Source organism: Lelliottia sp. JS-SCA-14 (genome assembly GCF_035593345.1).
GTDB lineage: Bacteria > Pseudomonadota > Gammaproteobacteria > Enterobacterales > Enterobacteriaceae > Enterobacter > Enterobacter wanjuensis.
Window position 1 is genome coordinate 2,476,323 of record NZ_CP141606.1, and the last position, 26,952, is coordinate 2,503,274.

Sequence of the window (26,952 nt, forward strand, 5' to 3'; positions counted from 1 at the left end):
ACGGTGCGGCCTAAACGCCCGGTGGCGCTGCGCTTACCGGGCCTACAAAAGACCGCGATCTTCTGCATTTGTAGGCCGGGTAAGGCGAAGCCGCCACCCGGCAACTATCGGCTCCCATGCCTGGCGGCGCTCTGCTTGCCGGGCATGTAAAACCCCGCTACACTCCCTTCATCCATCAACCCACTGAATAAATAAGGAGGCTAATTATGCTGTATAGTGAAATTTTTAATGTTTCACATACATTTGGTGATCGCACCAGCTCAAGCGTTATCGGTATCGTGCTGCGATAACTTCTGCTTGAGCGAAGACACCAACCACCCTAATCCCTTCTCTCGGGCTTACTAAGTTATCGTCAGCGATGATTGACGAGGCATTTCCATGCCTGTAACACTTGAGTAAGCAACAATGAGCACATTACTAACTGCACAATCCCTCCGCGTTGAAACGGCGTTTAACACCCTCTTCGACTCGCTCTCCTTTACCCTGAAAAAAGGCGACCGCATTGGTCTGCTGGGTGATAACGGCTGCGGCAAAAGTACCCTGCTGAAGATCCTCGACGGGACGGAATCCCCGTCTGTCGGCACCGTGGCGCTCGCCGGATACTGCCTGATGGCACGCGTGGAACAGCATCTGCCGGAATCAATTTATCCCCTGTCGATGCTCGACGCCGTGCTGGCGCAGCTCCCCGCCGCGGAACGCGACAGCCTGCGCTGGCGGGCCGAAACGCTGCTCGGCGGCATGGGCTTCACCCCGCAGGATATGACTCTGCAATCCGCGACACTGAGCGGCGGGCAACACACGCGCCTGCTGCTGGCGCGCGCCTTAATCAGCGATCCCGATCTGCTGTTACTGGATGAGCCCAGCAACCATCTCGATCTCCCGACCATGCTCTGGCTGGAGCAGTTTTTACAGAACTGGTCCGGGAGTTTTGTGCTGGTCTCGCACGACCGACAGCTGCTTGATGCCGTCACTAACGGCAGCTGGATTTTACGCGACAAAACCCTGCACAGCTTCGCCCTGCCTTGCTCCGCTGCGCGTCAGGCGCTGGCGGCAAAAGATGAGAGCGATGCCCTGCGCCACAAAGCCGAGCAAAAGGAGATCGACCGCGTGGCGGCCAGCGCCAAACGTCTGGCGACCTGGGGCAAGGTCTATGACAACGAAGATCTGGCCCGCAAAGCCAAACAGATGGAAAAACAGGTCGAGCGCCTGAAGGAGAGCCAGACCGATCTCACCGCGGGCAGCCCGTGGACGCTCACCCTGCGCGGTGATGCCCTGCGGGCCGACCGGCTGCTGGAGATGGCAAATCTCGACGTCCCTCCGGCTCCTGGTCTGCCTGCGCTGTTTGAGGTGGAGATCGCCAGACTCAAAAGCGGCGATCGCGTCGCCATTGTGGGCCGCAACGGCTGCGGGAAATCCTCGCTGATGAAGCTGATCTGGCGACAGTTTGTTGCACAGCAGTCGACGGATGCACTGAAAATCCATCCTCGCCTGACGCTCGGTTATTACGACCAGACGCTGCACCAGCTGCCCGACGACGCCTCGCTGCTGGACGCGCTCGAGCCGTTTGCGCCCGATCCGCAGGTGCGCAAAATGTCGCTCATCAGCGCCGGTTTTCCGTGGGTGCGTCACGGGCAGAAAGTTAGCACCCTCAGCGGCGGCGAGCGTTCGCGCCTGCTGTTTATCGGCCTGACGCTCGCCCGCTACAGCCTGCTGATGCTCGATGAGCCGACCAACCATCTGGACATGGAAGGCAAAGAGGCGCTGGCCGACACCCTGCAACAGTTCGAAGGCGGCGTGCTGCTGGTCAGCCATGACAGGCAGTTGATCAGCCAAAGCTGCAACCGCTTCTGGCTGATTGAGGATGGAAAGCTTAGCGAATGGCACGACGCCGAAGCGGTGTTTGAACGCCTGCGGGAGTGCGGCGGATTAACACCACCTGCCGAGTCAGCAAAACCGGCAGAATCATCGCCGAATGAGTGTGACGATCTCCTCGACAGACTGGTGACGCTGGAGACCCTGCTGGCAGAGGATTTGGCGCGTAAGCCGAAGCATCAGAAGCCTCAGCTCCAGCAACAGTGGCGTGAGGAGATTAACCAGATAGAAGCCCTGCTGTAACCCTGCGCCCGGCGGGGCTTCCCGCCGGGCATTCCCTCCCCCCAATTATTCAGGGCTTGAATGGTTTATTGATGCTTTAATCGCCTGAATCCCAACGAAATTATTACATTATGTTGCCCCGCCCTTGTATAAAACGACCAAAGCATTAATCCTTAAGGAGTAAGAACGATTCTCATCTTTCTTGCACGCTATGCAGACACTTAAATGAACATGGAGAAACATATGAAGGCTGCTGTCGTAACAAAAGATCACCACGTAGACGTCACTGATAAAACCCTGCGCGCCCTGCAACACGGGGAAGCGCTGCTGAAGATGGAGTGCTGCGGCGTATGCCACACGGATCTCCATGTGAAGAACGGTGATTTTGGCGATAAAACCGGGGTGATCCTCGGCCATGAAGGGATTGGCGTCGTCAAACAGATCGGCCCTGGCGTGACCTCACTGAAAGTGGGCGATCGTGCCAGCGTGGCGTGGTTCTTCCAGGGCTGCGGGCACTGCGAATACTGTAACTCCGGCAACGAAACGCTCTGTCGTGACGTAAAAAATGCCGGGTATTCCGTCGACGGCGGGATGGCCGAAGAGTGCATCGTCACCGCCGATTACGCGGTGAAAGTGCCGGACGGTCTGGAATCTGCCGCTGCGAGCAGCATCACCTGCGCGGGTGTGACCACCTATAAAGCGGTGAAAATTTCTCATATCAAACCGGGACAGTGGATTGCGATCTACGGTCTGGGCGGACTGGGCAACCTGGCGCTGCAGTACGCGAAAAACGTCTTCAATGCCAAAGTGATCGCCATCGACGTCAACGATGCGCAGCTGAAACTGGCCGCAGAGATGGGGGCCGATCTGACCATCAACTCCCGCAACGAAGATGCGGCGAAAGTGATTCAGGAAAAAACCGGCGGCGCTCACTCCGCCGTGGTCACGGCGGTCGCGAAAGCGGCATTTAACTCTGCGGTCGACGCAGTGCGCGCCGGTGGCCGCGTGGTGGCTGTCGGTCTGCCGCCAGAAGCCATGAGCCTGGATATTCCGCGTCTGGTGCTGGATGGGATTCAGGTGGTCGGTTCGCTGGTCGGAACCCGTCAGGATCTGATCGAGGCCTTCCAGTTTGCCGCCGAAGGCAAAGTGGTGCCGAAAGTGACGATGCGTCCGCTGGGCGACATCAATGCGATTTTCAAAGAGATGGAACAGGGCCAGATCCGTGGCCGTATGGTGATTGATTTCCGTTCTTAAGGGATTCAGGACGGGCTGCGGCGATCCGTAATCCAGTCCTGCACTTCAATCAGGAATGTATCGGGCGCTTTTCGATACATTTTGCGCGCCAGATCGAGAATGGTGTGGCGCGCCAGTTCTTCTTCCATCCGCTGCTGGGCGCTGTCCATCACCGAGCGCACGCCGCACGGCCCGTCGCAGACCCACGCAGGCGGCGCTTCATCAAAGACTGCCAACCGCTGGCGCACTTCCCGGCACTCAAACATATTCTTTTCGCCATCAATGGCATGCGTCACATCCAGCACCGAAATGAGTTCCGCCGGACGCGCGAGTTTAAACCCACCGCCCTTGCCTTCCGTGCTGTTCACCAGCCCGGCGCGTGACAGACGGGTGAAGATTTTGCCCAGGTAGTCGTAAGGCACACCCTGTAAGTCCGCCATCTCCCTGACGCTCAACTCCCGCTCGTTGCCTTTGGCATCCACCATGCACATCAGGCTATGAATGGCGTATTCCACACCGGAACTGTAAAAGGCCATGTTTAACTCCGCTCTCATTATTCGTGGTTATTATAGCCGTGTTCGCGAGCGAAAAAACAGCCTGTAAACCATTTGTTATCTAACTTGTTATTTTTACGTCACTTTCCTTTTTTATCATCGCTAACTCAGAAAAAAGTTGTCGGAGTTAACTCCGACAAGTATAGTTGCAGTCAGGTCAGACACAAAGCCTGATGAGCAAAAGGATCGAAGATGAAGAAGCATATTTTAATTGTGGGCAGTGGTTTTTCCGGTATGTGGGCAGCGGTGAGCGCGGCGCGTCTGGCGGAACTGAACGAGAGCAGCGATCTGCGTATTAGCGTGCTGGCTCCGCAACCCGAGCTGCGTGTTCGCCCACGTTTCTATGAAGAAAAAGTGGCAGGCCTGGTGGCTCCCCTGACGGATCTCTTCGCCGAACTGGGTATTGAGTATATTCAGGGCAGCGCAGAACGTATTGATACCAAAGAGAAAGCGGTCTGGTATCGCGACAGCCACGGCAACACTACCCTCGCCACTTACGATCGTCTGGTTATCGCCACGGGCAGTCAGACTAAGCGCCCAGCGGTCGCCGGTCTGTCTGAATTTGCGTTTGACATCGACCAGCTCGAATCCGCGCAGGTGTTCGAAAAACACCTCGATGCGCTGGTTCATCAGCCCTCTACCCCGGCCCGTAACACGGTGGTGGTTTGCGGCGGCGGCTTTACCGGTATCGAACTGGCGACCGAATTACCGGCGCGTCTGCGTGCCCGTTTCGGCAAAGATACGCAGACTAAAGTTATCGTAGTTGAACGCGGTCCGGTGATTGGCGGTCGTTATAGCGAAGCCCTGCGCGATGTGATTGCGAATGCCAGCGAAGAGCTGGGCGTGGAATGGCGTCTGAACAGCGAAATCGAAGCTGTCGATGCCCAGGGCGTCACCCTGAAAAACGGCGAGCGCATCGAATCCTCTACCGTGGTCTGGACGGCTGGCGTCGAAGCTCATCCGCTGACGACGCAGATTGACGGCGAGCGCGACGCTCAGGCGCGTCTGCGCGTGAACGAACTGCTGCAGATCCCGGCCCATCCTGATGTGTTTGCCACCGGCGATACCGCCCATGCGAAAACGGACGATGTGGGTAATACCGCGCTGATGACCTGTCAGCATGCGATCCAGCTCGGAAAATTTGCCGGACACAACGCCGCCGCCAGCCTGCTGAACGTCGAGCCGTATCCGTACCGTCAGGTGAACTATGTCACCTGTCTGGATCTCGGCGCCTGGGGCGCGGTGTACACCGAGGGCTGGGAACAAGAGGTGAAACTGGTGCGCGAAGAGGCGAAGAAGCTCAAGATTGCTATCACCAATGAGCTGATCTACCCACCCGCCGCAGACCGCGCGGTCGCCTTTGCCGCTGCCGATCCGCTGGCGAAATTTGTGTAGCGAAACCCACCGCTCCTGACCGGGAGCGGTTTTTCGATATTCCCGATTTCCGGCAATCCTTATCTCAATTCCTTTGTTCCCTTGTTTTCACACGCGCCCGATGATGAATCCGACGCTAAAACAAAGATAACAAAGGAATTCACCATGCAAACCCCTTTTCGCCTGCCGCTGCTGACGGCGTTAATCCTCGCAGCGACTGCCGCACACGCCGCCGACACGCCGATTAAGGGCGGGACGCTCGTCTATCTGGAGCAACAGGCGCACACCAATCTCTATCCCCCGGCGGGCGGTTTCTATCCCAATGGCGGTATCCTGAATCAGATCACCGACAAGCTCACCTGGCAGAACCCGAAAACGCTGGAAGTGGAGCCGTGGATCGCCGAAAGCTGGTCCACCAACGCCGACAAAACCGAATACACCTTTAAAATCCGCCCCGGCGTGACCTACTCTGACGGCACGCCGCTGGACGCCAACGCCGTCGCCAAAAACTTCGACACCTACGGGCTAGGCAACAAAGCCCAGCGCCTGCCGGTTTCGGAGGTGATCAACAACTACGACCGCAGCGAAGTGGTCGATCCGCATACCGTGAAGTTCTACTTCAAAAAACCATCACCGGGCTTCCTGCAAGGCACCGCGACCATCGGCTCCGGACTGGTTTCGTTGAGCACCCTGAAGCGCAACTTTGAGGAGTTGGGCGACGCGCGCCACATCATCGGCTCCGGCCCGTTCGTGGTGAAAGAGGAAAAACTGGGCCGGGAAGTGACGCTTGAGGCGCGCAAAGAGTACCAGTGGGGGCCGAAAAACCTCGCCCAGCAAGGCCCGGCGAATCTGGACGGCATCAAATTTATCGTCACGCCGGAAGACAGCGTGCGTGTCGGCGCGCTGCTGGCAGGTCAGGCTGATTTTATTCGCCAGGTTCAGGCCTACGATGAGAAACAGGCCACCGAGCAAGGGTATAAAATCTACGCCGCCCCGACGCGCGGCGTGAATGACAGCATCAGCTTCCGCCCGGACAACCCGCTGGTGTCGGATTTGCGCGTTCGTCAGGCGCTGATCCACGCCACCAATGCGAAACAGGTCGTAGAGACCCTCTTCTCGCCTAACTATCCGCAGGCCAAATCGGTGATTGCCGACTCCGCGGCCGGCTTTGTCGATCTTAGCGACAAACTTACTTTTGACGTGGCGAAAGCCAATGCCCTGCTCGACGACGCGGGCTGGAAAACCGGCAGCGACGGCATCCGCGCCAAAGACGGACAGCGCCTGGCGCTGACGGTGTACGAATCCCTGCCGCAGCCGCAAAACAAAGAGGTGTTGCAGCTGGTCGCCCAGCAGTGGCGACAGGTCGGCGTGGCACTGAGCGTCAAAGCGGGCGATGCGGGCAGCCGCACGCTGGATAACCTCGATCCGCTGAAAACGCCACTGACCGTTTCCGAAGTGGGCCGCGCCGATCCCGACGTGGTGAAGAGCATGTTCTACCCGGCCAACCGCGACGCGCTGCTGCAAAAAGGCGGCTCGAGCGACAAGGTGAAAAGCTTCCGCGACGACAAACTCAACGAACTGCTGGTGAATATCTCCGCCGAGGTCGACCCGCAAAAACGTCTGCAATTAACCGGCGATGCCCAGCGCTATCTGCTGGATAACGCCTACGTGATCCCGATCTTCGAGGAGCCGCAGGTCTTCGCCGGTGCGCCGTGGCTGAAAGGGGTGAATTTCGAAGCGGTAGGACGTCCGTCGTTCTACGGCGCGTGGATCGAGAAACATTAAGATGATGAGCCACTATCTGCTGCGACGGGCCGGGATGGGGCTGCTGGTCCTGTGGGCCGCGTTTACCCTCTCCTTCGTGCTGCTTCAGGTGCTGCCGGGCGACGCGGTGCTGATTAAATTCCAGAACCCGGATCTGGGCTTAAGCCCGGCGCAAATCGAGGAGATGCGCGTCGCCTATGGCGCGGACAGTCCGCTATGGCAGCAGTATTTCCACACTCTGTTTGCCATGCTGCGCGGCGATTTTGGTTTTTCACTCCAGGCGGGGGTGCCGGTGAGCGAGCTGATCGCCACTAATCTACCCGACACCCTGAGCCTCGCTCTGCCCGCGTTCGCGCTGGCAGTGGTGCTGGCCTTCGCGCTGGCGTTTGCCGCGCGACTGCCGGGGCTGCGATGGATAAGCAATGCCATTCAGTCGGTGCCGGTGCTGTTTATCTCCCTGCCGACTTTCTGGCTCGGCATCGCGCTTATCCAGCTGTTTTCCTTCCAGCTGCGGCTGATCCCGGTGATTAACCCGTCGCCGCTGCAGGGGCTGATCCTGCCGATCGTCACCGTCGCCATTCCGATCTCCGCTCCGCTGGCGCAAATCCTGATGCGTAGTCTCGATCAGGTCGCGGCCCAGCCGTTTGTTGCCGTGGCGCGCGCCAAAGGGCTGAGTGAAACGGGTGTCCTGTGGCGTCACGTGACCGGCAACGCTCTGCTGCCGGTGCTGAATATCGCCGGGATTTTGCTCGGCGAGCTGATCGCCGGGGCGCTGATTACCGAAACCGTGTTTGGCCGCAGCGGCCTGGGCCAGCTGACGCAGCAGGCGGTGAATAATCAGGACATCGCCGTGCTACAGGCGGTGGTGATGATCTCGGCGCTCGGTTTTGTGCTGATTAATCTGCTGGTGGATCTGCTGATGCCGCTCTTTGACCCTCGCCTGCAACCCGTGACCGGAGGTGCATCATGAGTCTGGTGGACTACGCCGCCGCCGCGCGAAAACGCGTTCCGGCCCTTCACTCTTTCGACGTTCAGCCCGGTTTATGGCTGGCGTGGGGGGTGATTATCCTTGCCGCCCTGGCCGCGCTCGCGCCGGGTTTGCTCACCCAGTACAGCCCGATTGAAGGGATCGCGGGCGCACAGCGCTTAGCCCCCCAGGCCGGACACTGGCTGGGAACCGATCAGCTGGGCCGGGATGTTTACGCCCGCATTGTGTATGGCGCGTCTCATTCTCTGAGCGCCGCGCTGGCCGCCGTGGCGATGGGCTTACTGGTCGGCACGGCAATCGGCGTGATTGCCGGGGCTTTTGCCGGACGCGTGGAGTCGGTGCTGATGCGCTTTGTCGACGTGTTGCTGTCGATTCCCTCGCTGCTGCTCTCCATGACGGTGATTATTTTGCTCGGGTTCGGCACCGTTAACGCGGCCATCGCCGTTGGTGTGGCGTCGATTGCCAGCTTCGCCCGCCTGGCGCGCGGGGAAGTGGTGCGCATTCGTCACGCGGATTTTGTCGAAGCGGCCTACGGCAGCGGCGGCACCTTCTGGGCGGTGCTGTGGCGACACATTTTGCCGAACTCGCTGACTGCCGTTCTCGCCTTCGCAACGCTCCAGTTTGGTCAGGCCATTCTCGCCCTCTCGACCCTGAGTTTCCTCGGCTACGGCACGCCGCCGCCGGTCCCGGAATGGGGCCTGCTGATTGCCGAAGGGCGTAACTATCTTTCAACCGCCTGGTGGCTGACCACCTTCCCCGGCATCGTGGTGATCGCCGTGGTGCTTGCCACCAACCGTATCAGCCAGCAGTTAAGCGGAGGCCGCTCATGACCGTTCTGTCCGTGGAAAATCTGACCTTAAGCTATCGCATCGGCCGCCAGTGGCGTGAGGTAGTGCATAACGTCAGTTTCACTCTGAAACGCGGGGAAATGCTGGCCTTTGTCGGCGAATCCGGCTCCGGCAAAACCACCACCGCGCAGGCGATTATCGGCCTGCTGGCGGACAACGCCCGTCGCGACAGCGGCAAAATTGTGCTCAACGGCGAAGAGATTAGCCAGTGGTCGGCGAAGCGGCTCAACGCCCTGCGCGGAGCACGCATCAGCCTGGTGCCGCAGGACCCCGGCAATTCCCTGAATCCGGTCAAAACCATCGGCGCGCAGGTGGGTGAAGTCCTGCATATTCACCAGAAAATCACGAAGGATGAGCAAGAAAATCAGGTGCTGGCCCTGCTGACCAAAGTCGGGCTGAGCCACCCGGAGCAGCGGATGAAGCAGTATCCGCACCAGCTTTCCGGCGGGATGAAACAGCGGGTGCTGATCGCGATCGCCATCGCCCTGCGACCGGACCTGATCATCGCCGACGAACCGACCAGCGCGCTGGACGTGACGGTACAAAAATGCATTCTCGATCTGCTGGATATTCTGCGCCGCGAATCCGGGACGGCGGTGCTGTTCGTGACGCACGATCTGGCTCTCGCCGCCCAGCGCGCCGATCGCCTGCTGGTGTTTCGCCACGGTGAAGTGCAAGAGCACGGCGCGACCGCCGATGTGGTGCGCGCCCCGCAGCATGCCTATACCCGTCAACTGCTGAGCGATTTGCAGGGCTCGCGCTTAACTATCGCCCCGGTATCCGGCCACCGGCTGGCCTCTGCCGCCATTCGCGCGCAGGGGATCAGCAAACAATTCTCCCTCAGCAAAAACCACTTCCTGCAGGCGCTGGATAACGTCAGTTTCGAAGTGCCGCGCGGGAGCACTCATGCGCTGGTCGGGGAATCCGGTTCGGGGAAAACCACCCTTGCCCGCATTTTGCTCGGGTTTGAGCAGGCGGACAGCGGGCGCGTCATCCTTGATGATATCGATGCGACGCAGCTCAGCGTGGAGGCGCGCCGCCAGCTGCGCCAGAAAATTCAGTTCGTCTATCAGAACCCGTTTGCCTCCCTCGACCCGCGACAAACGCTGTTTGAGATCATCGAAGAGCCGCTGAAAAACTTCGGCAAAATCACCAGAGTGGAACGCAAAACTCGCGTTGAGGCCGTGACCACGCGCGTCGCCCTGCCGCTGGAGCTGTTAAATCGCACGGCGCGCGAGCTTTCCGGCGGTCAGCGCCAGCGGGTCGCCATCGCCCGCGCCCTGATTCTGGAGCCGACGATTCTGGTGTTGGACGAAGCCACCTCGGCGCTGGACGTCACGGTGCAGGCGCAGATCCTCGCCCTGCTGCAACAGCTCCAGCAGCAGCTGGGGCTGACCTACCTGTTTATCACCCACGACCTGGCGACCGTTCGCCGCATCGCCCACAGCGTGACGGTGCTGAAAAGCGGCCAGGTGGTTGAACATGGCACGGTGGAGGCGCTCTTCTCCTCGCCGCAGAACAGCTACACCCGCGAGCTGATCGACGCTATCCCCCATTTTTCACCTGCGACTAAGGAGTACGCATGACGCGTAAACGCCTGGGATTCTTTACCCGCCTGCTGGACGACGCCCCAGCTAAAGAGCGTTATCGCCTGGCGACCGAACAGATCCGCCATGCGGAGCGCCACGGTTTTGATACGGCCTGGATTGCGCAGCACCATTTCCACGAGCGCGAAGGCGGCCTGCCGTCTCCGCTGGTGTTCCTCGCCCACGTTGCGGCGCAAACGGAAACCATCCGTCTGGGCACAGCGATTATCACCCTGCCGATGGAAAACCCGCTGCGCGTGGCGGAAGACGCGGCGGTGCTGGATCTGCTGGCGGACGGTCGTCTCGAAGTCGGTTTTGGCTCCGGCGGCACGCCGACCTCATTTCTGCCGTTTGGCCTGACGTTTGAACAGCGCGGCGCGACCTTTGCCGACCATTTGCACCTGATCCAGAGCGCCTGGCGCGGGGATTCACTCGCCCATCCGGACAACCATCTTTACCCGCCTGCGCCACAGCTGGCGGAGCGCGTGTGGATCGCGACCTTTTCCGTCGACGGCGCGGTACGGGCAGCGCAGGCCGGGCACGGGCTGATGTTGTCCCGCACTCAGCCGCGCCCGGCGGACCAGCTCGCTCTCACCCTCGACCAGATCCAGAACCCGATTATCGACGCCTATCTCGCCGCGCTGCCTTCGGGCATTGCCCCGAGAATTCTGGCCTCGCGCACGGCGTTTGTCGCGGACAGCGATGAGTACGCCCTGAAAGTCGCGACGCCCGGTTTAACCCGCCAGGCTCAGGCACACAGCGCGGCGGGCCACACCGTCACAGGTGACAGTGTCACGGATTATATCCGCCAGTTCGACGCTCATATCGGCGCGCCGAACACCGTGCTGGCGTCGCTGGCTGAGGATTCGGTCCTTAAACGGGCGACGGATATTTCATTCCAGGTCCACTCCGTTGAACCGTCTCACCGGGACACTCTGCGTTCCATTGAGCTGATTGCTGAACATATCGCCCCTCAACTTCTTTAAGGAGTTTCTATGTCTTTAAGTCAGGATATTGTTGCTGAATTAGCGGAGATCGCACCCGGTTCGCCGCTGGCGACGGCGCGTGCGACCCGCGATGCCGCCACCCGTCATGCGCAGGGCAGCTATGAAACGCTCTTTAGCCAGCAGGACGCGGCGTTCCAGCTGGATGAGCGCGTGGCAGTGGCCGCGAAAGTCGCGAAGTGGCACCGCGCCGATGCGCTGGCCGCGCACTACGCCGGGTTTGGTCTGGCCGATCCCACCTCTTTACGGCTCACGCCCGCGATCACCTTCGCGCGCCTGCTGACGTTTTCTCCCGTCGAGGCCACACCCGGCGCGTTAACTGCGCTGACCCAGGCGGGATGGAGTAAAGAGGCGATCGTGACGCTGGCCCAGCTAATCGCGTTTGTCAGTTTCCAGAGCCGTCTCGTCGCCGGGCTGCGCTTGCTAAATGATAAAAGCATCGCTGCCAGCGACACGCCGGTTGTGGCGGGGATTTGGCACGCCACGCCAGCCACCAAAAGCGGCAAAGCGGCACCGGTGCAGTTTACCCAGCAGGAGCTGGGCTGGGAGCCGTGGCTGGCGTCAAAACCGCTGGCGGAATTTAACGCTGACGAACAGGCGACTCTGGCGAAATTCGGCCACACGGACTCTGACTATTTCCGCCTGCTGGCGCGCAATCTGCCGGTGCTGGAACAACGCACGCTGACCGATAAAGGGATTTTTTACACGCCTGGCGGTCTGCCGCGCGCGGAGCGTGAACTGGCGGCGACTGTCACCAGCAAGATCAACGGCTGCATCTACTGCGCATCTGTCCATGCGCGGAAAGCCAGCCAGCTGTCGAAGGATGATAACGCCGTAGAAGCGCTGCTGGCGGTGCGTCCGGGGCAGTCGTTAAGCGAGGGACAGTCTGCGCGCTGGCAGGCGGAAATTGATTTTGCGGCGGCGCTCTCCGTGACGCCACCGGCGGTCACGCCCGCGCATCTGGCGGCACTGGAGAAGCAGGAGCTGGACACGCTTGAACAGCTCGATTTGATTCAGTCTGCGGCGTTTTTCGCCTGGGCCAACCGGTTAATGCTGACCCTCGGCGAACCTTACCTTCCGTAACGGCAATCAGGCTAACGCGCGGGCGTTAGCCTGTGCCCGTTTGGCTTTCTGACGGCCATACAGCAGCAGGGACGACATGGCGGCGAACGAGAGGAGCGCCGCCGGTAACGTCACGTAGCTCCAGCTGTAGCCGAGGATAATCATCATCCCGCCAAAATAAGCCCCAATCGCACTCCCGAGGTTAAAGGCCACCTGCCCGCCCGCCGCGCCCAGCAGTTCGCCGCCCTGCGCGTTTTGCAGGAGCATAATTTGCAGCGGTGCCGACAGCGCGAACAGACCCGCGCAGCAGATAAAGCCCATCACCAGCGACGCCGACTGATTTTCACCGAAGGCGAACAGCATCAGCAGGGACAGAACAATCACCAGATCGGTAGTGGCCGCAATGCGCAGCGGGCTGTAGCGCCCGGACAGTTTGCCGCTGAGCAGATTCCCCAGCACCATCCCGAGCCCCATCAGCATCATGATGACAGTCATAAAGCCCGGCGAAAATCCAGAGACGTTGACCATAAACGGCTTCACAAAGCTGAACCACGCAAAAACCCCGGCATTGCCGAACATCGTCGCGGCAAAAATCAGCCAGGGTTCCGGCTTCTTCAGAAAGTGAAACTGCTCCGTGAGCCGGGTTTCCGCCTTATCGTACAGCGTCGGCACCCAGAAGATCACCGAGAGGATCACCAGAGCGTCAAACGCCGCAATCAGGAAGAAGGTGTAGCGCCAGTTGTATTCATGCCCGAGCCAGGTGCCGAGCGGCACGCCGACCAGGTTGGCGACCGTCATCCCGGCAATCATCCCCGACACGGCGAGGGTGACTTTTCCCGGTGGCGCGATTTTCGACAGGATGATCGCCCCGACGCCGAAAAACGCCCCGTGCGGAAAACCGGACACCAGCCGCCCGACGGCCAGCCAGAAATAGGAGGTGGAGAAGGTAAAAATGGCGTTCCCGGCCACGCACAGGGCAACCAGGAACAGCAGAACCGTCTTGAGCGAGAACTTATTTGAAAACAACGCGATGATCGGCGCGCCAATCACCACGCCAAAGGCGTAATACGAAATCATGCTCCCGGCGGAGGGGATCGAAATGCCGGTATCCTGCGCCAGCTCGGTCAGCACGCCCATGATGCCAAACTCCGCCATCCCTAAACCAAAGGTGCCCAGCGCCAGTGAAAAAACGGTTTTTTTCATACCACAGCCATTTGTTAAAAATTTGCAACAGCCATTATTGAACAAACTGGTATGGTGAGCCAGTTCGAATTGGCGCTCTGACACGTTAATCCATCAATTCGGGTAGGGTTGTGAATATCCCACTGCGGGAAAAATGAGGATTTCACCGGTAGCTGTATAAATACACAGTTCCACTAATATTTCCCGCGAGAGTCGGCTGGCACGATTACACTTCAAAGAGTTACCCCTCCCTCCAGCTGCAGAGGATCGTTATGGCAAATATCAAGAAAGCGAAAAGCCCGGCAGAAAAAAGCCCCCCTCAGCCGCTGAAGGGCAAGGCGTATGAAAAGGAGCTGCGGCGTCTTCACGTAGAGCTGGTCAAGCTCCAGCAGTGGGTGGTCAGCAAAGGTCTGAAAGTCTGCGTGGTGTTTGAAGGCCGCGACGGCGCAGGCAAAGGCGGGACGATTAAAGCGATCACCGAGCGTGTCAGCCCGCGCGTGTTCCGCGTCGTTGCCCTGCCCGCGCCTACTGAGAAAGAGAAAAGTCAGCTCTATTTCCAGCGCTACGTGTCGCATCTGCCCTCGGCGGGTGAAATCGTGATTTTCGACCGCAGCTGGTATAACCGCGCGGGCGTAGAGCGCGTGATGGGATTCTGCACGCCTGAACAGGTGCAAAAGTTTCTCGATGGCACGCCGACCATGGAGCATGCGATGGTGGATGCGGGCATTATCCTGATCAAATACTGGCTGGAGGTGACGCCTAAAGAGCAGGAACGCCGCCTGCGCGATCGCATTGATGACGGGCGCAAAACCTGGAAGCTGTCGCCGATGGACATCAAATCCTTCAAGCTGTGGGATAAATACACCGAAGCGCGCGACGCGATGTTTGCCGCCACCGACACCGCCTGGGCGCCGTGGTTTGTTGCACGTTCCGAGGATAAAAAACGGGTGCGGCTGAATGTCATCTCTCATCTGCTGTCGCAGATACCTTACAAGACGCTGCCCGTCGAGCCGGTGAAACTGCCGAAGCGGAAAGTGGGTAAGGTGAAACCGACGGATTATCCGTTCAGGTATATCCAGGAACGGTTTTAAAAGAGCCGCACCTGGAGCACATTCCAGGTGCGGAGCGATTACTGATAGGTAAAATCGAAATTGACGACTGCGCCAAAAGAGCCCTGGGTAGCCCCACCTTTGGCGGAGTACATTCTGGCAGCGAGCGGGAATGTCGCGCTGTGCGCAGATTGATCCACGTTGACCTGCAGAGTGCTGCCGTTGCCGTAATTGATGTCACTGGCAGCCAACTGCAAGGACACATTCTTTGCGTCACCCGTATTCTGATAGGTTGTGGCGTCATCTTTATCAGCCGGGCCGGTAAAGGTCACCGTGACGGTTTTTAGATAGACCGGGCATTTATTCACGTCGAGAGAAAAATTAACCCAGTCCCCGCCGCTGCTGGGGTCAATCAGGGCATGCGCCTGAGTCGAGGGCACCGTAATATTTTTCTTCACCGAATCGGTATCCACCGTGCAAGGATTGGCAACAACGCGTCCTTTGACATCGATACTGGTTCCCGCTGCGTGTACCGCTCCGCCTGCAAGTATTAATGGCAAAACCACTGCTGCCAGATATCCCTTCATGAATCTCTCCTGAATATTTTTGTGACAATACAGAGCCTGGTATTACTGATATTCGAAGGTGGCAACAATCACCGATTCAATATCACCCGGGGTAGCCGAGCCCGCTGCAGAATATGCGCGAGCCTGGAGTTTGAACGTGGCGGTACCGGAGGTGACAGCCTCAGTAACGGAGGATCCATTGCTGATCAGTGCGCTCCCCGTCTGGTTTGACAGTTCGATGGCAGTGTTAGGCGCCGGTGTCGCCGCGGTGTTTTTCCACATCGTGGTGGTGGTGCCGTCCGCCGTGCCACTGAAGGTGGCTTTGATATTCGTGGTGCCAGCCGGGCAGCCCGTCAGAGGAAGTTCGAATTTGACAAGAGGAGTACCGGAGCCCGCGGTGGCTAAAGTATCTGCGCCGATAGTATCGCCCAATGCAACGGCTTTGGTGGCTTCGCCACCGTTTACGGTGGTACAAGGTGAGGCGATGACTTTGCCTTTGATGTCAATGCTGACACTGCTGGCGGCAAAAACATTCGCGGTCAATAATGTCGCGCAAAGGGTAATCGCAAGAGTCGAGAATAAATGGGTAGATTTCATAGTAATACCTTAAAAATAGATTATGTAATAACGCAGTTAATAGCCGCTACTGATATTATTGATACGTTAATGTGAGCGTTGCGGATGTGCTGGCGTCACCGGGCATCACCGTCGATTTAGTCTGATAATAACGTGCGACAATTGGCAACATCTCTTGCCCACCAGCGGATTTTTTCATCACAATACTTTCATTAATTTTTAGAGGCGCATCGTTATAAAGTAATTGCACGCCGAGCCCCGATGCCACACCATCTGTACCTTGCCCATTCAACGCCAGAACACTAGCGTCGGAAACATCAGGATTTTGTGTACCACTTAATTGAACGTTAATATTAGCGTCAGCATCGCAATCTAATCCCAGGTTCTGCGAATTGGTTTCAACTGGCGTAAAACCTATGGTTTCTCCAAACTCAGATACCGGTACTGTACCCAGCGGAAATGTTAGTTTTGGGGTGGTGATTGAACAGGCAAGTGAAGTGATTACTGCCGCATCCATATTAAAATCAATAGCGGTATGATAAGCGCCATCAAACCCAAGTAAAGCTAATTCACCTAAAGTACCTGCTGCCAGCGTTCCTGATCCGATGGGGCCTGTTTTAATATATTTTATATTACCACCATCCCAGTTCATGACCCCCCCTGTTCCAACATTGAAATTGAGTATATTGGCAGGATTATCAAAATATGTTTGGGCTTGCCCTGATGTAGCAAATATTATTCCAACGCCAGGCACGTTTGTATCATAAACATGTTCGCCATAAGCACTTTTTGTTGCCGACATATAGGTCATCGAGAATTTCAGTGTTACATTGGTATCACATCCATCAGCATAATCGCTTACGGGTTGCGTAGCGCCTTCAAAAATAATTGTACCGACAGGCGCATCTCTTTGAACCACAACACTTCCAGACGCCGCCTTGGACGTCCTGAGCGTCGCCACTTTACAGGATTGAGCAAATACGGAAGATGACATGATAATACATGCTGCAAAAATGATTAATTTCGATTTAATGAGACTCACATTTTTCTCCTGGATCATAGCCATATTAAATATGACGATGCATCCAACTCATATGAATCCCCCTATATCAAGGGGATTCTGTTACAGGACTAGTTACATGATTCAGTGACAGTCGCTACGGAATTCTGATCTTTTACTTTCGAGTTATTGAAAGCCACATGACATTGCTCATTACTTCCTTTACCCCAAAGAACGTGTAAATTTCCTTGCTCATTGAGACCACTTAAATAAACCTGACCAGCATCCCCAACGATAAATCCTTGAGCAGTGTTATCACCATCTACCGTTACCGTGGCGCCAAATGGAACCGGCTGACCGTTCGCACGAATTAAGGTCATCAATATGCGCATACCCACATTCGCTTTATATTCCGCACGCACTACCGCTCCGCGAGTTGGAATCACCGTTTTGGTGGTTAACTCCAGTTCCACATCATCCGGCATACTTTCCGTATCCAGCGCAATATCGTTCTTGCGATACGGCGAAATATTGCTGACGACGGTATAACCGCGGAAGTCAGTGCTGACACCGGTCTGATTGGAGACATCCACCCCTTTCGCACCCGGCGCTTTCACCAGGGCGATGGTTTCACCAAACGGCTGGGCGAAGGTCACGCCATTTTCATGGGCCAGAATCCCGCCGGAAATGCCATAGTTCATGCGCTCCGAGTTGTTGTCGTAGCTGTAGCCGCCGTTCATCTCACCATAGGTACCGCGATAATCCGCGTTCACGTTACCGCTATTACCCGCGCCGTCAGTGCCGTAGCCTTGCTGCACGTTCCAGCTCAGGGCGTTACCCTCCATCGCCGAACCGTTCATGCCGACGGTATGAGTGGTATTGCCCTCTTTACTGGTGTTCAGGCTGTAGCTGGCATAGGTATTACTCAGGAAGCGATCCAGTGGAATGCTGATGTTAAAGGCAAAGATCTGGTCTTTGTCATACTGCGTATCGCTCTTATCGCCGCTGCCGTAGCCATTTTTGTTGTAGGTGTAGTTCAGGCCGTAAGAGATCCCGTTCCAGGAGTTGTTATAACCCAGGCCCAGGGATTCCATAGACTTACTGCTGTTCCAGTAATCTTCTTTCACACCGCTGATTGTCAGGGCGCCCATGCCCTTACCGAGCGTCTGGCTTACGGTCATTTCGGCACGATTACGACGACGATCCTGCAGCGCGCTGCTGTCACCGTAGGAATCCAGCACTTCCTGCATGTCGTAATAGCCCGCCGTGGAATAGCGATAACCGGCAATCGAGAAGTTGGTGCCCGTATCTGCGAAATCTTTGGCGTAACGAATTCGCCATGACTGACCACTCTCTTTCGCCTGATCCTTCGGCGTAGACCACGCCTGCGTCACATCGGTAGAAATTGCGCCGATATCACCCATGTTTTTACCCACACCCACCGCAATAGACTGATACGGGCTGGATTCCTGGAAACCACCGTACAACGTGAAGCCGTGCGGCAAGCCGTAGATTGCGGTCGCCTGGCCCATCGGCGTTTTATCAACTTCACTGTTGTAGGAACGGTACTGACCGGCCGTCAGGCTATATTTCAGATGACCTTCACGCTGCAATACCGGAACAGAAGCAAATGGCACGACAAAGTTCTGCTCGCTGCCGTCCGCTTCTTTCACCGTCACATTCAGATCGCCGGAGCCACCGGTCGGATACATATCGGTAATTTCGAATGCACCTGGCGCCACGTAGCTCTGATAAATCACGTAGCCGTTCTGGCGGATAACCACCTGCGCATTGGTCCGCGCGATGCCGCGAACCACTGGCGCGTAGCCTTTCAGGCTGTCCGGCAGCATGTCATCGTCGGAGGCCAGCTGCGCACCGCGGAATGGAATGCTGTCAAACACATCGGACGGCGATGAGCTGTCGCCCATCGTCAGCTGGCTTTTCAGGGCAATAATGTTGCGCTGGACATAGGTATACACCGTGTCCCACTTATCCTGCCCGCTCGTATCACGGTTCCAGGTGGTGTAGTTACGTAAACGCCACGGCCCCAGGTTCAGACCTGGGCGCAGGTTCGCGTACTGGCTGTTACTGTTCTGCCCCTCACCATGACGTGACGAAGTATTATCCCCGCTGACACTGTAGTTCAGCAGCAGCGCGGGGATCCCTTCATCCCACATGTCCGGCGCAACGTAGCCACGAGCCTGCGGAGAAAGCGCCGCCTGAGGAATGCTCAGCACCAGCTTTTGCGAACCAAACATGAAATCGGCTTTGGCTTTCGGGATCGCGGCCAGATTTGCGCACTCGCCCTCTTTACCTAGTTCCGGGAACAGATCGGTTTTCACGCCGTAGCTTTGTAATAAGCCAATGGAGATGCAGGGCTGCAGTATTTCATCGCCATTTGCCGAGGGAACAGATTTGAATTCAATTTCCCGTGTATCAACCATCTGGTCATTGATAATAACGTCGACACGATATTTACCTGGTGCCTGGGAACCCGCTTCAAAGGCAGAAAGATCGGTGCCTTTTGAAGTGGGGTTATCAACTTCCAGCAGCGCCGGGTTAAAATATTCGCGGGCGTAGCCTGCGTGCATTGTCGATGATAAAGAAAATGCAATCAGAACCGCCAGACGCGCATATCTAAAATGTACACGTTTGAATTCAGAACTCATTAAAATAATGCCCCTTAAAATACAGGTCGAACCCTGTATTAATCGAACTACCTTGTAATTTAAAAATTAACCAGATGGTTAATACTACATTGCTGCTTTGTGTACTGCGCCTGTACCACCGAAATCACTGATCAGTTTAAACTCAACCTGACCGCCGCTGACGCCCGCTGGCAGCGCGAAGCGCGCCGTTGAGCCTGGAGCAACATAAGTCACGTCAGGTAGTTTTTTACCGCTGACATCAATTTCATTAAAATTCATGTAATAACTGGTCGGGTTGGTCACCTGAATATCATTCCCAGATTTCTGCCAGGTTAATTTATCCGCCACTTTTTCTGGCGACGTTCCTTTCAGGGATTCAGGACGGTAAATCAGTTTAATTCGGGTCTTCACGGCGACCTGGAGCGTATTTTCTTTTTTCTCGGCAGACGGAATAGATTTCACATTCAGCCAGAACATTGATTCTTTATCTTCGGCAAGATTCCCGGCGCGAACAATACGCATCACGTTCTTCTGCCCCTGATCGAGACGATACAGTGGAGGGGTAATAATAAAGGGAGCTTTCTCAGCGCCACCATCAGGCATATCAATCCATGACTGAATAAGATACGGAACATTGTCGGCATTGTTGACACTCAGTGAAGCTTCCTTTTTGCTACCGTCATAAATCACGCGAGTACCACCAATAACAACACCCGCATGCGCAGCAGTCGATCCTAAAACGGCCAACAGGCCCGCCAGTACAGTTTTGTGGAATACTTTCATTTTTTCGCCTTTAAGAAAAATAACGGGCTAATAAATATCAGCCCGTATGACAAATTTTCTTCTTTAAAGAAAACTTATTAGTTGTAGTTCAGCGTGAACTGAGCCACAGAGTTTGCCGGGCCGGCAGTCACTGCAGCAGCTTGCTGGATATAACGTGCATAGAACGGCAGAACGTTGTCGCCAGCGGCCAGCGTGGTGCTCGCGGTGGCGGTACCCAGTTCAACCACTTTGTTTGATGCGTCAGAAATCTGTACGCCCACACCCGTTGCCACGCCATCTTCTTCCGTCAGGGCCAGCACGCTGTCATCGCCAGCATAGCTAGTGCCTTCGAACTTAACGGAAGCGCTGGTCACAGTAGCCGGGCACTTGGTCAGTTTCAGATTAAACTTGGAATAAGACGCGGTAGAACCTTTACCGGTAAAGGCCGTTTTCGCTACGCTGCCCAGCGTCACTTCCATGGTGTTATTAGCACCAATATCAACCGTACAAGCAGAATCCAGAACTTCACCGGTAAAATTAATGGTGCCGTCAGAAGCCAGTGCAGCGGCGGAAGACAATACAGATACCGCTGCAATAGCGGAGGCAATGAAAATCTTTTTCATAGATCAATCCTGGGAATTATTTGCCAAAATATCGAGCGCTGACATTCATACATTAATGTCCGACAACGCTTTTATTTTCAGTTAACTTTATTTTCAAATAAGACGACTGTCATTTCACTCATGCGGCGCATTAAGCAGACAATCTCTCGGTACGCCAAAAAGAAAAGCAAAATTAATTGCTAAAAACTTTATCATTTCGACGGAGGCCATTTTGATAGAAAACAAATAATCTTGCCATGGAGCCAGAGTCTAAAAGTAGACCCTCACCCACAAAGCAATTTCTGCTTATTTTTCATATGATAGTGACAAGATTTTTATCGCGACTTAAGGTGGATTTTCCTGAAAACCTCTGCTACGCCCGGCCTTTCAACACGTTATCCGCTCTAAAAGATACCCAGCTTCGAACGCGTAAGGGTGCTAATTGTTGCTGTCTGGAGACTATGCTATAGTCTTTAAATAATATTTTAATCAAATTTGCAATCATGACAAAAAAAACCGTCCCACCGCCCTCGCTTAACCTTATACGTTCACCCTATGTCAGCACGTTTCTTAACGCACTTGAGCCCTATGTAAAGTATAAAACCCAGCCTGTCGGTACGTGGTTTAGGTTTAATGCGCAGGAAAAACGATATTGCTATCTCGTGCGCACGGGAATTATTCATCTTTATCGTCAGCCAGAGGACGTATTGTTAGGCGCTTTTGAAGCCCCTTGCATCCGCGGGATTGTCCCGGAAACCGGGAATATGGAGCTCTCTTTCCGGGTGGCCGCTGTCTCTGAAATTGCAGTTCTGGAGTATGACGAGCTGATGAAGATCGTGGAGAAGCATAATCTGTGGGATCTCTTCGCCAAACATATGCAGATTATGGTGAGTTCGTTGTTCGTGCATATGACTCACGTCACGCCGACAAATGCCTATGAAGCCATTCGTTTTCAATTACTTGAGTTGATGGACTCGCCTGAAAGTATCCGAGAAAACATTACGGCAGAAAAATATATTCGCAGTAAAACGCAGCTTTCACGCAGCGGCATTATGCGTATCCTCGCTCAGCTGAAGGCTGGAGGATATATCGTATTAGAGAATGGGATTTTAAAAGGCATGACATCCCTGCCCGCGAAGTATTAAAACAAAGATAAATGACTGTTTATTACGTGGATTTAAGTTAAATCTTATTGGATTATTTTTTCAATACAACCAAAGCATGAAACGTTTTTATCGAGAATACCGGTTTTAATTTATTATTTTTAAAGCCTATTCTCTGTATCTCTTATCCCCGCACGGTAGTCATCTCCCGTGCGGGGATAAAACTTACTTCATCCCTTCCGAACTCTCTTTTTTCGCTTCCAGTCTTTCGACCTCACGATACCAGCGCGGGTGGTGTTTTTGCGCCCAGCGGCGGCTCACCTTCCCTTCGATCATCCCTTTAATCGACCCCTTCACCCAGAACGCCATATACATATGGATCAGGATGGCGTGGATAAGAATGATGGCGACGGTCGCATGGATCAGCAGGCTGTAGCGAATCACCTGAATCGGGAAGTAATGCGCAAAGTACGGACGCCAGATAATCACCCCGGTCACCAGCAGCACAAAAATCATGCTCATGATGGTCCAGAACATCATCTTCTGTCCGGCATTGTACTTGCCGACTTTCGCGACTTTGTGCTCGTTGCCCTTCAGCACTTCGACAATCCCTTTCAGCCACGGAATATCCTGCTTGTCCGGGATGTTGTGATGCACAAAGCGCACGAACATGAACATCAGCACCACGAAGATCAGCACGCCGAAGAACGGATGCAGAATACGCCCCATCTGCGGTGTGCCGAAGGTTTCGGTCAGCCATTGTAACGTCGGGAAGAAGAACGAAATCCCGGACACTGCCACCAGGAAGAAGCAGATGACCACCGTCCAGTGACAGGCGCGGTCGACAAACTTCGTGCGCACAATCATCTTCGACTTACTCATGATGCTCCTCCTCGTCGTCATCCACCTCTTTGTTCGGTCCGATACCGATGTAGTGATAAATCAGCCCGGCGAAGGTGGCGATAAAACCGGCTGCCGCGAGCGGTTTCAGCGCCCCTTTCCACAGGTTGATCGAGGTGTCGATCGCCGGTTCTTTCGGCAGATTGTGATACAGCTCCGGCTGGTCGTTGTGATGCAGAACGTACATCACGTGCGTACCGCCGACGCCCTGCGGGTTGTAAATCCCCGCGTTGTCGTACCCGCGCGCTTTGAGCTTATCGACGCGCTCTTGCGCCACGTCGAGCATCTCTTTCTTGGTACCGAAATGAATCGCGCCGGTCGGACAGGTCTTCACGCAGGCAGGCTCCTGCCCGATGCTGACGCGGTCCACGCACAGGGTGCATTTGTATACCCGGTTATCATCTTTGTTCAGACGCGGCACGTTGAACGGACACCCGGCGATGCAGTACCCGCAGCCGATACAATTATCCTGCTGAAAATCGACGATACCGTTGGCGTACTGAATAATCGCACCCGCGGACGGGCACGCTTTCAGACAGCCCGGATCTTCGCAGTGCATGCAGCCGTCTTTGCGGATCAGCCACTCCAGCTTGCCGTTCTGCTCGGTTTCGCTAAAGCGCATCACCGTCCAGGATTTGGCGCTCAGATCGGCCGGGTTATCGTAAACCCCCACGCAGTGCCCCACTTCGTCGCGGATATCGTTCCACTCCGAACAGGCCACCTGGCAGGCTTTGCAGCCCACGCAGGAGGAGACATCAATCAGCTTGGCCACTTCCGCTTTGTAATCCCGCGCACGAGGCGCGGGCGTCATGGCGTTGGTGGCGGAGCGTTTGATAATGTCTTGTGTTTCCATTGCCATTCGATCGCTCCTTACGCTTTCTCGATGTTGACCAGAAACGCTTTATATTCCGGCGTTTGCGAGTTGGAATCGCCGACGTTTGGCGTCAGGGTGTTGGCGAGATAGCCTTTTTGCGCCACCCCTTCAAAGCCCCAGTGCAGCGGGATCCCAACGGTCTCCACCTGCTGGCCGTTGACGTTGAGCGTCTGCAGACGACGCGTCACGACCGCCACCGCGCGAATAAAGCCGCGTTTGCTGCTCACCTTCACACGATCGCCGTTGGTGATGCCTTTCGACTTCGCGAGGGTTTCGCTAATTTCGACAAACTGTTCCGGCTGAGCGATGGCGTTGAGCCGCGCGTGCTTGGTCCAGGTGTGGAAATGCTCGGTCAGACGATAGGTGGTCCCGACGTACGGGAACTTATCTTTCTTGCCTAAGCGCAACGCATCGTCTTCGTACAGGCGAACCACCGGACTCGACACCACGTTCGGGTGCAGCGGGTTGGTGCCGAGCGGCGTTTCCATCGGCTCGTAGTGTTCCGGGAACGGCCCTTCCGCCAGTTTGTCGAGGGCAAACAGACGCCCCAGACCTTCCGGCTGCATGATGAACGGCCCGGTTTTGCTGCCCGGCGGCGCGGTGTTGAAGTCCGGGATATCGTTCCCCGCCCACTTCGTGCCGTTCCATTCGATCAGACTGCGTTTTGGATCCCACGGCTTGCCGTTGATGTCCGCAGAGGCACGGTTGTACAGCACGCGGCGGTTGAGCGGCCACGCCCATGCCCAGCCGAGCGTATTGCCTAACCCTGACGGATCGGCGTTGTCGCGGTTGGCCATCTGGTTGCCCTGCTCGGTCCAGCTCCCGGCGTAAATCCAGCAGGAGGACGCGGTGGTGCCGTCATCGCGCAGCAGCGCAAAGCTGTTCAGCAGCTGACCTTTTTTCGCCAGCAGATTGCCGTTCGGATCATAGAGATCCGCCAGCGCAACACCGTTGTTCTCTTTGGCAATCTCTTCCGATTCCGGATGATCTGGCTGCTTGTAGTTCCAGCTCATTTTCAGCAGCGGCTCTACGCCTTTACCGCCCAGAGTGCGATACATATCGCGCAGACGGTGGTAAATCCCGGCCAGAATTTCGCCGTCGTTGCGCGCTTCGCCCGGTGCGTCCTGGCCTTTCCAGTGCCACTGCAGCCAGCGGCCCGAGTTGGCAATAGAACCATCTTCTTCCGCGAAACAGGTCGACGGCAGGCGGAACACTTCGGTCTGAATCGACGCCGGATCGACATCGTTCATCTCGCCGTGGTTCTGCCAGAAGTTGGAGGTTTCGGTCACCAGCGGATCGATCACCACCATGTACTTGAGCTTGCTCAAACTGCGCACGACTTTGTTTTTGTCCGGGAAGGACGCCACCGGGTTGAAGCCCTGGCAGATGTAGCCCGTGACGTTACCCTTATCCATCATGTTGAAATACTTGATGACGTCGTAAGCCTGGTCCCATTTCGGCAACCACTCAAAGCCCCAGTCGTTCTCTTTCTGCGCCGCATCGCCGTAGAAAGATTTCATCAGGCTGACGAAGAACTTCGGATAGTTGCTCCAGTAGTTCACCTGGTCCGGCAGCGTCGCTTTTGGCGTACTGGCGGTCAGATAGGTCTGGAGATCCGTCTGTTTTTCCGATGGCAGCGTCAGATAGCCGGTCAGGCTGGTGGAGAGCAGCCCCAGATCCGTTAAGCCCTGAATATTGGAGTGTCCGCGCAGGGCGTTCACGCCGCCGCCTGCCATGCCCATATTGCCGAGCAACAGCTGGATCATCGCCATGGTACGAATGTTCTGCGCACCGACGGTGTGCTGCGTCCAGCCCAGGGCGTAGAGGAAGGTGGTGGTACGATCCGCCGCGCTGGTGGAGGCCAGCACTTCACACACTTTCAGGAAGTCGGCTTTTGGCGTACCGCAGATGTTTTCCACCACCTCCGGCGTATAGCGAGAAACGTGCTGTTTCAGCAAGTTCCACACGCAGCGCGGATCGGTCAGGGTTTCATCGCGTTTCGCAAAGCCGTTTTCATCGAACTGATAGTTCCAGGAGGATTTGTCGTACTGACGTTTTTCCGCGTCAAAGCCGCTGAACAGCCCGTCATCAAAGGCAAAGTCTTCCCGCACCAGCAGATTCGCGTTGGTGTAGTGTTTGACGTATTCGGCGTTGATTTTGTTGTTTTCGATCAGATACAGCAGCACGCCAGACAGGAACGTAATGTCCGTACCGGAACGAATCGGCGCATAGATATCCGCCACCGATGCCGTACGCGTAAAGCGTGGATCGACGACGATCAGCGTCGCATCATTGTTGTTTTTCGCTTCCATCGCCCAGCGGAATCCCACCGGATGGGCTTCAGCGGCGTTACCGCCCATCACCACCACGACGTTAGCGTTTTTGATATCAACCCAGTGGTTGGTCATCGCACCGCGACCAAATGTTGGAGCAAGACTTGCTACCGTTGGTCCGTGTCAGACGCGCGCCTGGTTGTCTACCGCCAGCATGCCGAGTGAGCGCACAAATTTTTGCGTCAGCATGCCGGTTTCATTACTTGCCGCAGATGCGCAGAGCATCCCGGTGGAAAGCCAGCGGTTCACGGTCACGCCCTGCGCGTTCTTCTCGACGAAGTTGGCGTCGCGGTCGGCTTTCATTAATTTGGCGATGCGGGTGAAGGCATCATCCCAGGAGATACGCTGCCATTTGTCAGAGCCAGGCGCGCGATATTCCGGGTAACGCAGGCGGTTGTCGCTGTGGACATAGTCCAGCAGGCCTGCGCCTTTCGGGCAAAGTGCCCCGCGGCTCACCGGATGATCCGGGTCCCCTTCAATATGGTAAATCGCTTCTTTGGCGTTTTTCGCGCCATCGCCCAGGCTATACATCAATAGCCCACATCCCACGGAGCAGTATGTGCAGGTGTTACGGATCTCTTTCGCGCGCAGTAATTTGTAGTTGCGCGACTGAGCCAGCGCGATTTTAGGCATAAAGCCCAACGCCGCAGCTGTGGTTCCGGCCATACCGCCCGCGCAGATTTTAAAAAACTTTCTGCGGCTGACGTCCATCGTTGTCCTCGTTATTTTCAGGAGACTTCGCGCCGCAAACTATCAGCAAAGCCCCTGATTTTTTTGCGTCAAATCAATCTCCTCGATCTTCGCCCCCTTAATAGTCCGCCCTGGCGGCTTCGCGTAATCCTTTAGGGTT

Annotated in this window: 22 protein-coding genes; 11 read left to right on the forward strand and 11 right to left on the reverse strand. The window is 56.0% G+C overall.

The window, feature by feature from the left end; all coding sequences use genetic code 11:
* Positions 1-405 precede the first annotated feature (405 nt).
* The gene (locus tag U9O48_RS11625) at positions 406-2,115 is read left to right on the forward strand and encodes an ABC-F family ATP-binding cassette domain-containing protein (protein WP_324722520.1); all 1,710 of its coding nucleotides are present in this window, start codon (positions 406-408) and stop codon (positions 2,113-2,115) included.
* A gap of 222 nt (positions 2,116-2,337) precedes the next feature.
* Positions 2,338-3,348: an alcohol dehydrogenase AdhP gene (adhP, locus tag U9O48_RS11630; RefSeq protein ID WP_324722521.1), complete on the forward strand. Its 1,011-nt coding sequence runs from the start codon at positions 2,338-2,340 to the stop codon at positions 3,346-3,348.
* Between the two features lie 5 nt (positions 3,349-3,353).
* On the opposite strand, the gene U9O48_RS11635 is transcribed toward adhP, so the two are convergent.
* On the reverse strand, positions 3,354-3,863 hold the full coding sequence (locus U9O48_RS11635; RefSeq protein ID WP_285148815.1) for an RrF2 family transcriptional regulator: 510 nt from the start codon (positions 3,861-3,863) through the stop codon (positions 3,354-3,356).
* A 210-nt stretch (positions 3,864-4,073) separates the two neighbouring features.
* On the opposite strand from U9O48_RS11635, the gene U9O48_RS11640 reads away from it, so the two are divergent.
* The 7 genes from U9O48_RS11640 (at position 4,074) to U9O48_RS11670 (ending at position 12,528) form a co-directional block, all read left to right on the forward strand.
* Positions 4,074-5,276: an NAD(P)/FAD-dependent oxidoreductase gene (locus U9O48_RS11640; RefSeq protein WP_324722522.1), complete on the forward strand. Its 1,203-nt coding sequence runs from the start codon at positions 4,074-4,076 to the stop codon at positions 5,274-5,276.
* A gap of 144 nt (positions 5,277-5,420) precedes the next feature.
* A complete protein-coding gene (locus tag U9O48_RS11645; RefSeq protein ID WP_324722523.1) occupies positions 5,421-7,040 on the forward strand; it encodes a TIGR04028 family ABC transporter substrate-binding protein in 1,620 nt (539 codons plus the stop codon).
* Between the two features lie 4 nt (positions 7,041-7,044).
* Positions 7,045-7,989 carry an ABC transporter permease gene (locus U9O48_RS11650; protein WP_282495269.1) on the forward strand — a complete coding sequence of 315 codons (945 nt, stop codon included), beginning with the start codon at positions 7,045-7,047 and terminating at the stop codon, positions 7,987-7,989.
* A complete protein-coding gene (locus U9O48_RS11655; protein WP_324722524.1) occupies positions 7,986-8,837 on the forward strand; it encodes an ABC transporter permease in 852 nt (283 codons plus the stop codon). The genes U9O48_RS11650 and U9O48_RS11655 overlap by 4 nt, the downstream gene beginning before the upstream one ends.
* A complete protein-coding gene (locus U9O48_RS11660) occupies positions 8,834-10,441 on the forward strand; it encodes an ABC transporter ATP-binding protein (RefSeq protein WP_324722525.1) in 1,608 nt (535 codons plus the stop codon). The genes U9O48_RS11655 and U9O48_RS11660 overlap by 4 nt, the downstream gene beginning before the upstream one ends.
* Positions 10,438-11,427 carry a putative FMN-dependent luciferase-like monooxygenase gene (locus U9O48_RS11665; RefSeq protein ID WP_285157228.1) on the forward strand — a complete coding sequence of 330 codons (990 nt, stop codon included), beginning with the start codon at positions 10,438-10,440 and terminating at the stop codon, positions 11,425-11,427. Before U9O48_RS11660 ends, U9O48_RS11665 begins: the two co-directional genes overlap by 4 nt.
* 9 nt (positions 11,428-11,436) lie before the next feature.
* Positions 11,437-12,528: an alkylhydroperoxidase domain protein gene (locus U9O48_RS11670; protein ID WP_324722526.1), complete on the forward strand. Its 1,092-nt coding sequence runs from the start codon at positions 11,437-11,439 to the stop codon at positions 12,526-12,528.
* Between the two features lie 6 nt (positions 12,529-12,534).
* On the opposite strand, the gene araJ is transcribed toward U9O48_RS11670, so the two are convergent.
* Positions 12,535-13,710 carry an MFS transporter AraJ gene (araJ, locus tag U9O48_RS11675; protein ID WP_282495198.1) on the reverse strand — a complete coding sequence of 392 codons (1,176 nt, stop codon included), beginning with the start codon at positions 13,708-13,710 and terminating at the stop codon, positions 12,535-12,537.
* A 251-nt stretch (positions 13,711-13,961) separates the two neighbouring features.
* Between araJ and ppk2 the strand changes: the two genes are divergently transcribed.
* Positions 13,962-14,780, forward strand: coding sequence for a polyphosphate kinase 2 (gene ppk2 / locus U9O48_RS11680; protein ID WP_324722527.1), 819 nt, complete (start codon positions 13,962-13,964; stop codon positions 14,778-14,780).
* A gap of 38 nt (positions 14,781-14,818) precedes the next feature.
* On the opposite strand, the gene U9O48_RS11685 is transcribed toward ppk2, so the two are convergent.
* The 6 genes from U9O48_RS11685 to U9O48_RS11710 form a co-directional block, all read right to left on the reverse strand.
* Positions 14,819-15,325, reverse strand: coding sequence for a fimbrial protein (locus tag U9O48_RS11685; protein WP_285144431.1), 507 nt, complete (start codon positions 15,323-15,325; stop codon positions 14,819-14,821).
* 42 nt (positions 15,326-15,367) lie between these two features.
* The gene (locus U9O48_RS11690; protein WP_324722528.1) at positions 15,368-15,901 is read right to left on the reverse strand and encodes a fimbrial protein; all 534 of its coding nucleotides are present in this window, start codon (positions 15,899-15,901) and stop codon (positions 15,368-15,370) included.
* Positions 15,902-15,956: 55 nt separating this feature from the next.
* Positions 15,957-16,922: a fimbrial protein gene (locus tag U9O48_RS11695; RefSeq protein WP_285148831.1), complete on the reverse strand. Its 966-nt coding sequence runs from the start codon at positions 16,920-16,922 to the stop codon at positions 15,957-15,959.
* Positions 16,923-17,011: 89 nt separating this feature from the next.
* Positions 17,012-19,549 (reverse strand): fimbria/pilus outer membrane usher protein, encoded by a 2,538-nt coding sequence (locus tag U9O48_RS11700; RefSeq protein ID WP_324722529.1) that lies wholly within the window; start codon positions 19,547-19,549, stop codon positions 17,012-17,014.
* 84 nt (positions 19,550-19,633) lie between these two features.
* Positions 19,634-20,311: a molecular chaperone gene (locus U9O48_RS11705; RefSeq protein WP_285157226.1), complete on the reverse strand. Its 678-nt coding sequence runs from the start codon at positions 20,309-20,311 to the stop codon at positions 19,634-19,636.
* A gap of 77 nt (positions 20,312-20,388) precedes the next feature.
* Positions 20,389-20,913, reverse strand: coding sequence for a fimbrial protein (locus U9O48_RS11710; protein WP_324722530.1), 525 nt, complete (start codon positions 20,911-20,913; stop codon positions 20,389-20,391).
* A gap of 482 nt (positions 20,914-21,395) precedes the next feature.
* Here U9O48_RS11710 and U9O48_RS11715 point away from each other — a divergent pair, with 482 nt between their 5' ends.
* Positions 21,396-22,037 (forward strand): winged helix-turn-helix transcriptional regulator, encoded by a 642-nt coding sequence (locus tag U9O48_RS11715; RefSeq protein ID WP_285144424.1) that lies wholly within the window; start codon positions 21,396-21,398, stop codon positions 22,035-22,037.
* Positions 22,038-22,220: 183 nt separating this feature from the next.
* Here U9O48_RS11715 and fdnI read toward each other — a convergent pair whose 3' ends face one another.
* Genes fdnI through fdnG form a run of 3 tightly spaced genes read right to left on the reverse strand, consistent with a single transcriptional unit; the run spans position 22,221 to position 26,813 of the window.
* Positions 22,221-22,877: a formate dehydrogenase-N subunit gamma gene (fdnI, locus tag U9O48_RS11720; protein ID WP_285144423.1), complete on the reverse strand. Its 657-nt coding sequence runs from the start codon at positions 22,875-22,877 to the stop codon at positions 22,221-22,223.
* Complete coding sequence (fdxH, locus tag U9O48_RS11725) at positions 22,870-23,754, reverse strand: formate dehydrogenase subunit beta (RefSeq protein ID WP_282495187.1); 885 nt, start codon at positions 23,752-23,754, stop codon at positions 22,870-22,872. The genes fdnI and fdxH overlap by 8 nt, the downstream gene beginning before the upstream one ends.
* A gap of 11 nt (positions 23,755-23,765) precedes the next feature.
* A complete protein-coding gene (fdnG, locus tag U9O48_RS11730; RefSeq protein ID WP_324722531.1) occupies positions 23,766-26,813 on the reverse strand; it encodes a formate dehydrogenase-N subunit alpha in 3,048 nt (1,015 codons plus the stop codon).
* Positions 26,814-26,952 lie beyond the last annotated feature (139 nt).

Excerpts from the sequence above, each read along its gene's own strand:
- U9O48_RS11625 (WP_324722520.1), top strand. The coding sequence starts at position 406 with ATGAGCACATTACTAACTGCACAATCCCTCCGCGTTGAAACGGCGTTT.
- adhP (WP_324722521.1), top strand. The coding sequence starts at position 2,338 with ATGAAGGCTGCTGTCGTAACAAAAGATCACCACGTAGACGTCACTGAT.
- U9O48_RS11635 (WP_285148815.1), bottom strand. The coding sequence starts at position 3,863 with ATGGCCTTTTACAGTTCCGGTGTGGAATACGCCATTCATAGCCTGATG.
- U9O48_RS11640 (WP_324722522.1), top strand. The coding sequence starts at position 4,074 with ATGAAGAAGCATATTTTAATTGTGGGCAGTGGTTTTTCCGGTATGTGG.
- U9O48_RS11645 (WP_324722523.1), top strand. The coding sequence starts at position 5,421 with ATGCAAACCCCTTTTCGCCTGCCGCTGCTGACGGCGTTAATCCTCGCA.
- U9O48_RS11650 (WP_282495269.1), top strand. The coding sequence starts at position 7,045 with ATGAGCCACTATCTGCTGCGACGGGCCGGGATGGGGCTGCTGGTCCTG.
- U9O48_RS11655 (WP_324722524.1), top strand. The coding sequence starts at position 7,986 with ATGAGTCTGGTGGACTACGCCGCCGCCGCGCGAAAACGCGTTCCGGCC.
- U9O48_RS11660 (WP_324722525.1), top strand. The coding sequence starts at position 8,834 with ATGACCGTTCTGTCCGTGGAAAATCTGACCTTAAGCTATCGCATCGGC.
- U9O48_RS11665 (WP_285157228.1), top strand. The coding sequence starts at position 10,438 with ATGACGCGTAAACGCCTGGGATTCTTTACCCGCCTGCTGGACGACGCC.
- U9O48_RS11670 (WP_324722526.1), top strand. The coding sequence starts at position 11,437 with ATGTCTTTAAGTCAGGATATTGTTGCTGAATTAGCGGAGATCGCACCC.
- araJ (WP_282495198.1), bottom strand. The coding sequence starts at position 13,710 with ATGAAAAAAACCGTTTTTTCACTGGCGCTGGGCACCTTTGGTTTAGGG.
- ppk2 (WP_324722527.1), top strand. The coding sequence starts at position 13,962 with ATGGCAAATATCAAGAAAGCGAAAAGCCCGGCAGAAAAAAGCCCCCCT.
- U9O48_RS11685 (WP_285144431.1), bottom strand. The coding sequence starts at position 15,325 with ATGAAGGGATATCTGGCAGCAGTGGTTTTGCCATTAATACTTGCAGGC.
- U9O48_RS11690 (WP_324722528.1), bottom strand. The coding sequence starts at position 15,901 with ATGAAATCTACCCATTTATTCTCGACTCTTGCGATTACCCTTTGCGCG.
- U9O48_RS11700 (WP_324722529.1), bottom strand. The coding sequence starts at position 19,549 with ATGAGTTCTGAATTCAAACGTGTACATTTTAGATATGCGCGTCTGGCG.
- U9O48_RS11705 (WP_285157226.1), bottom strand. The coding sequence starts at position 20,311 with ATGAAAGTATTCCACAAAACTGTACTGGCGGGCCTGTTGGCCGTTTTA.
- U9O48_RS11710 (WP_324722530.1), bottom strand. The coding sequence starts at position 20,913 with ATGAAAAAGATTTTCATTGCCTCCGCTATTGCAGCGGTATCTGTATTG.
- U9O48_RS11715 (WP_285144424.1), top strand. The coding sequence starts at position 21,396 with ATGACAAAAAAAACCGTCCCACCGCCCTCGCTTAACCTTATACGTTCA.
- fdnI (WP_285144423.1), bottom strand. The coding sequence starts at position 22,877 with ATGAGTAAGTCGAAGATGATTGTGCGCACGAAGTTTGTCGACCGCGCC.
- fdxH (WP_282495187.1), bottom strand. The coding sequence starts at position 23,754 with ATGGCAATGGAAACACAAGACATTATCAAACGCTCCGCCACCAACGCC.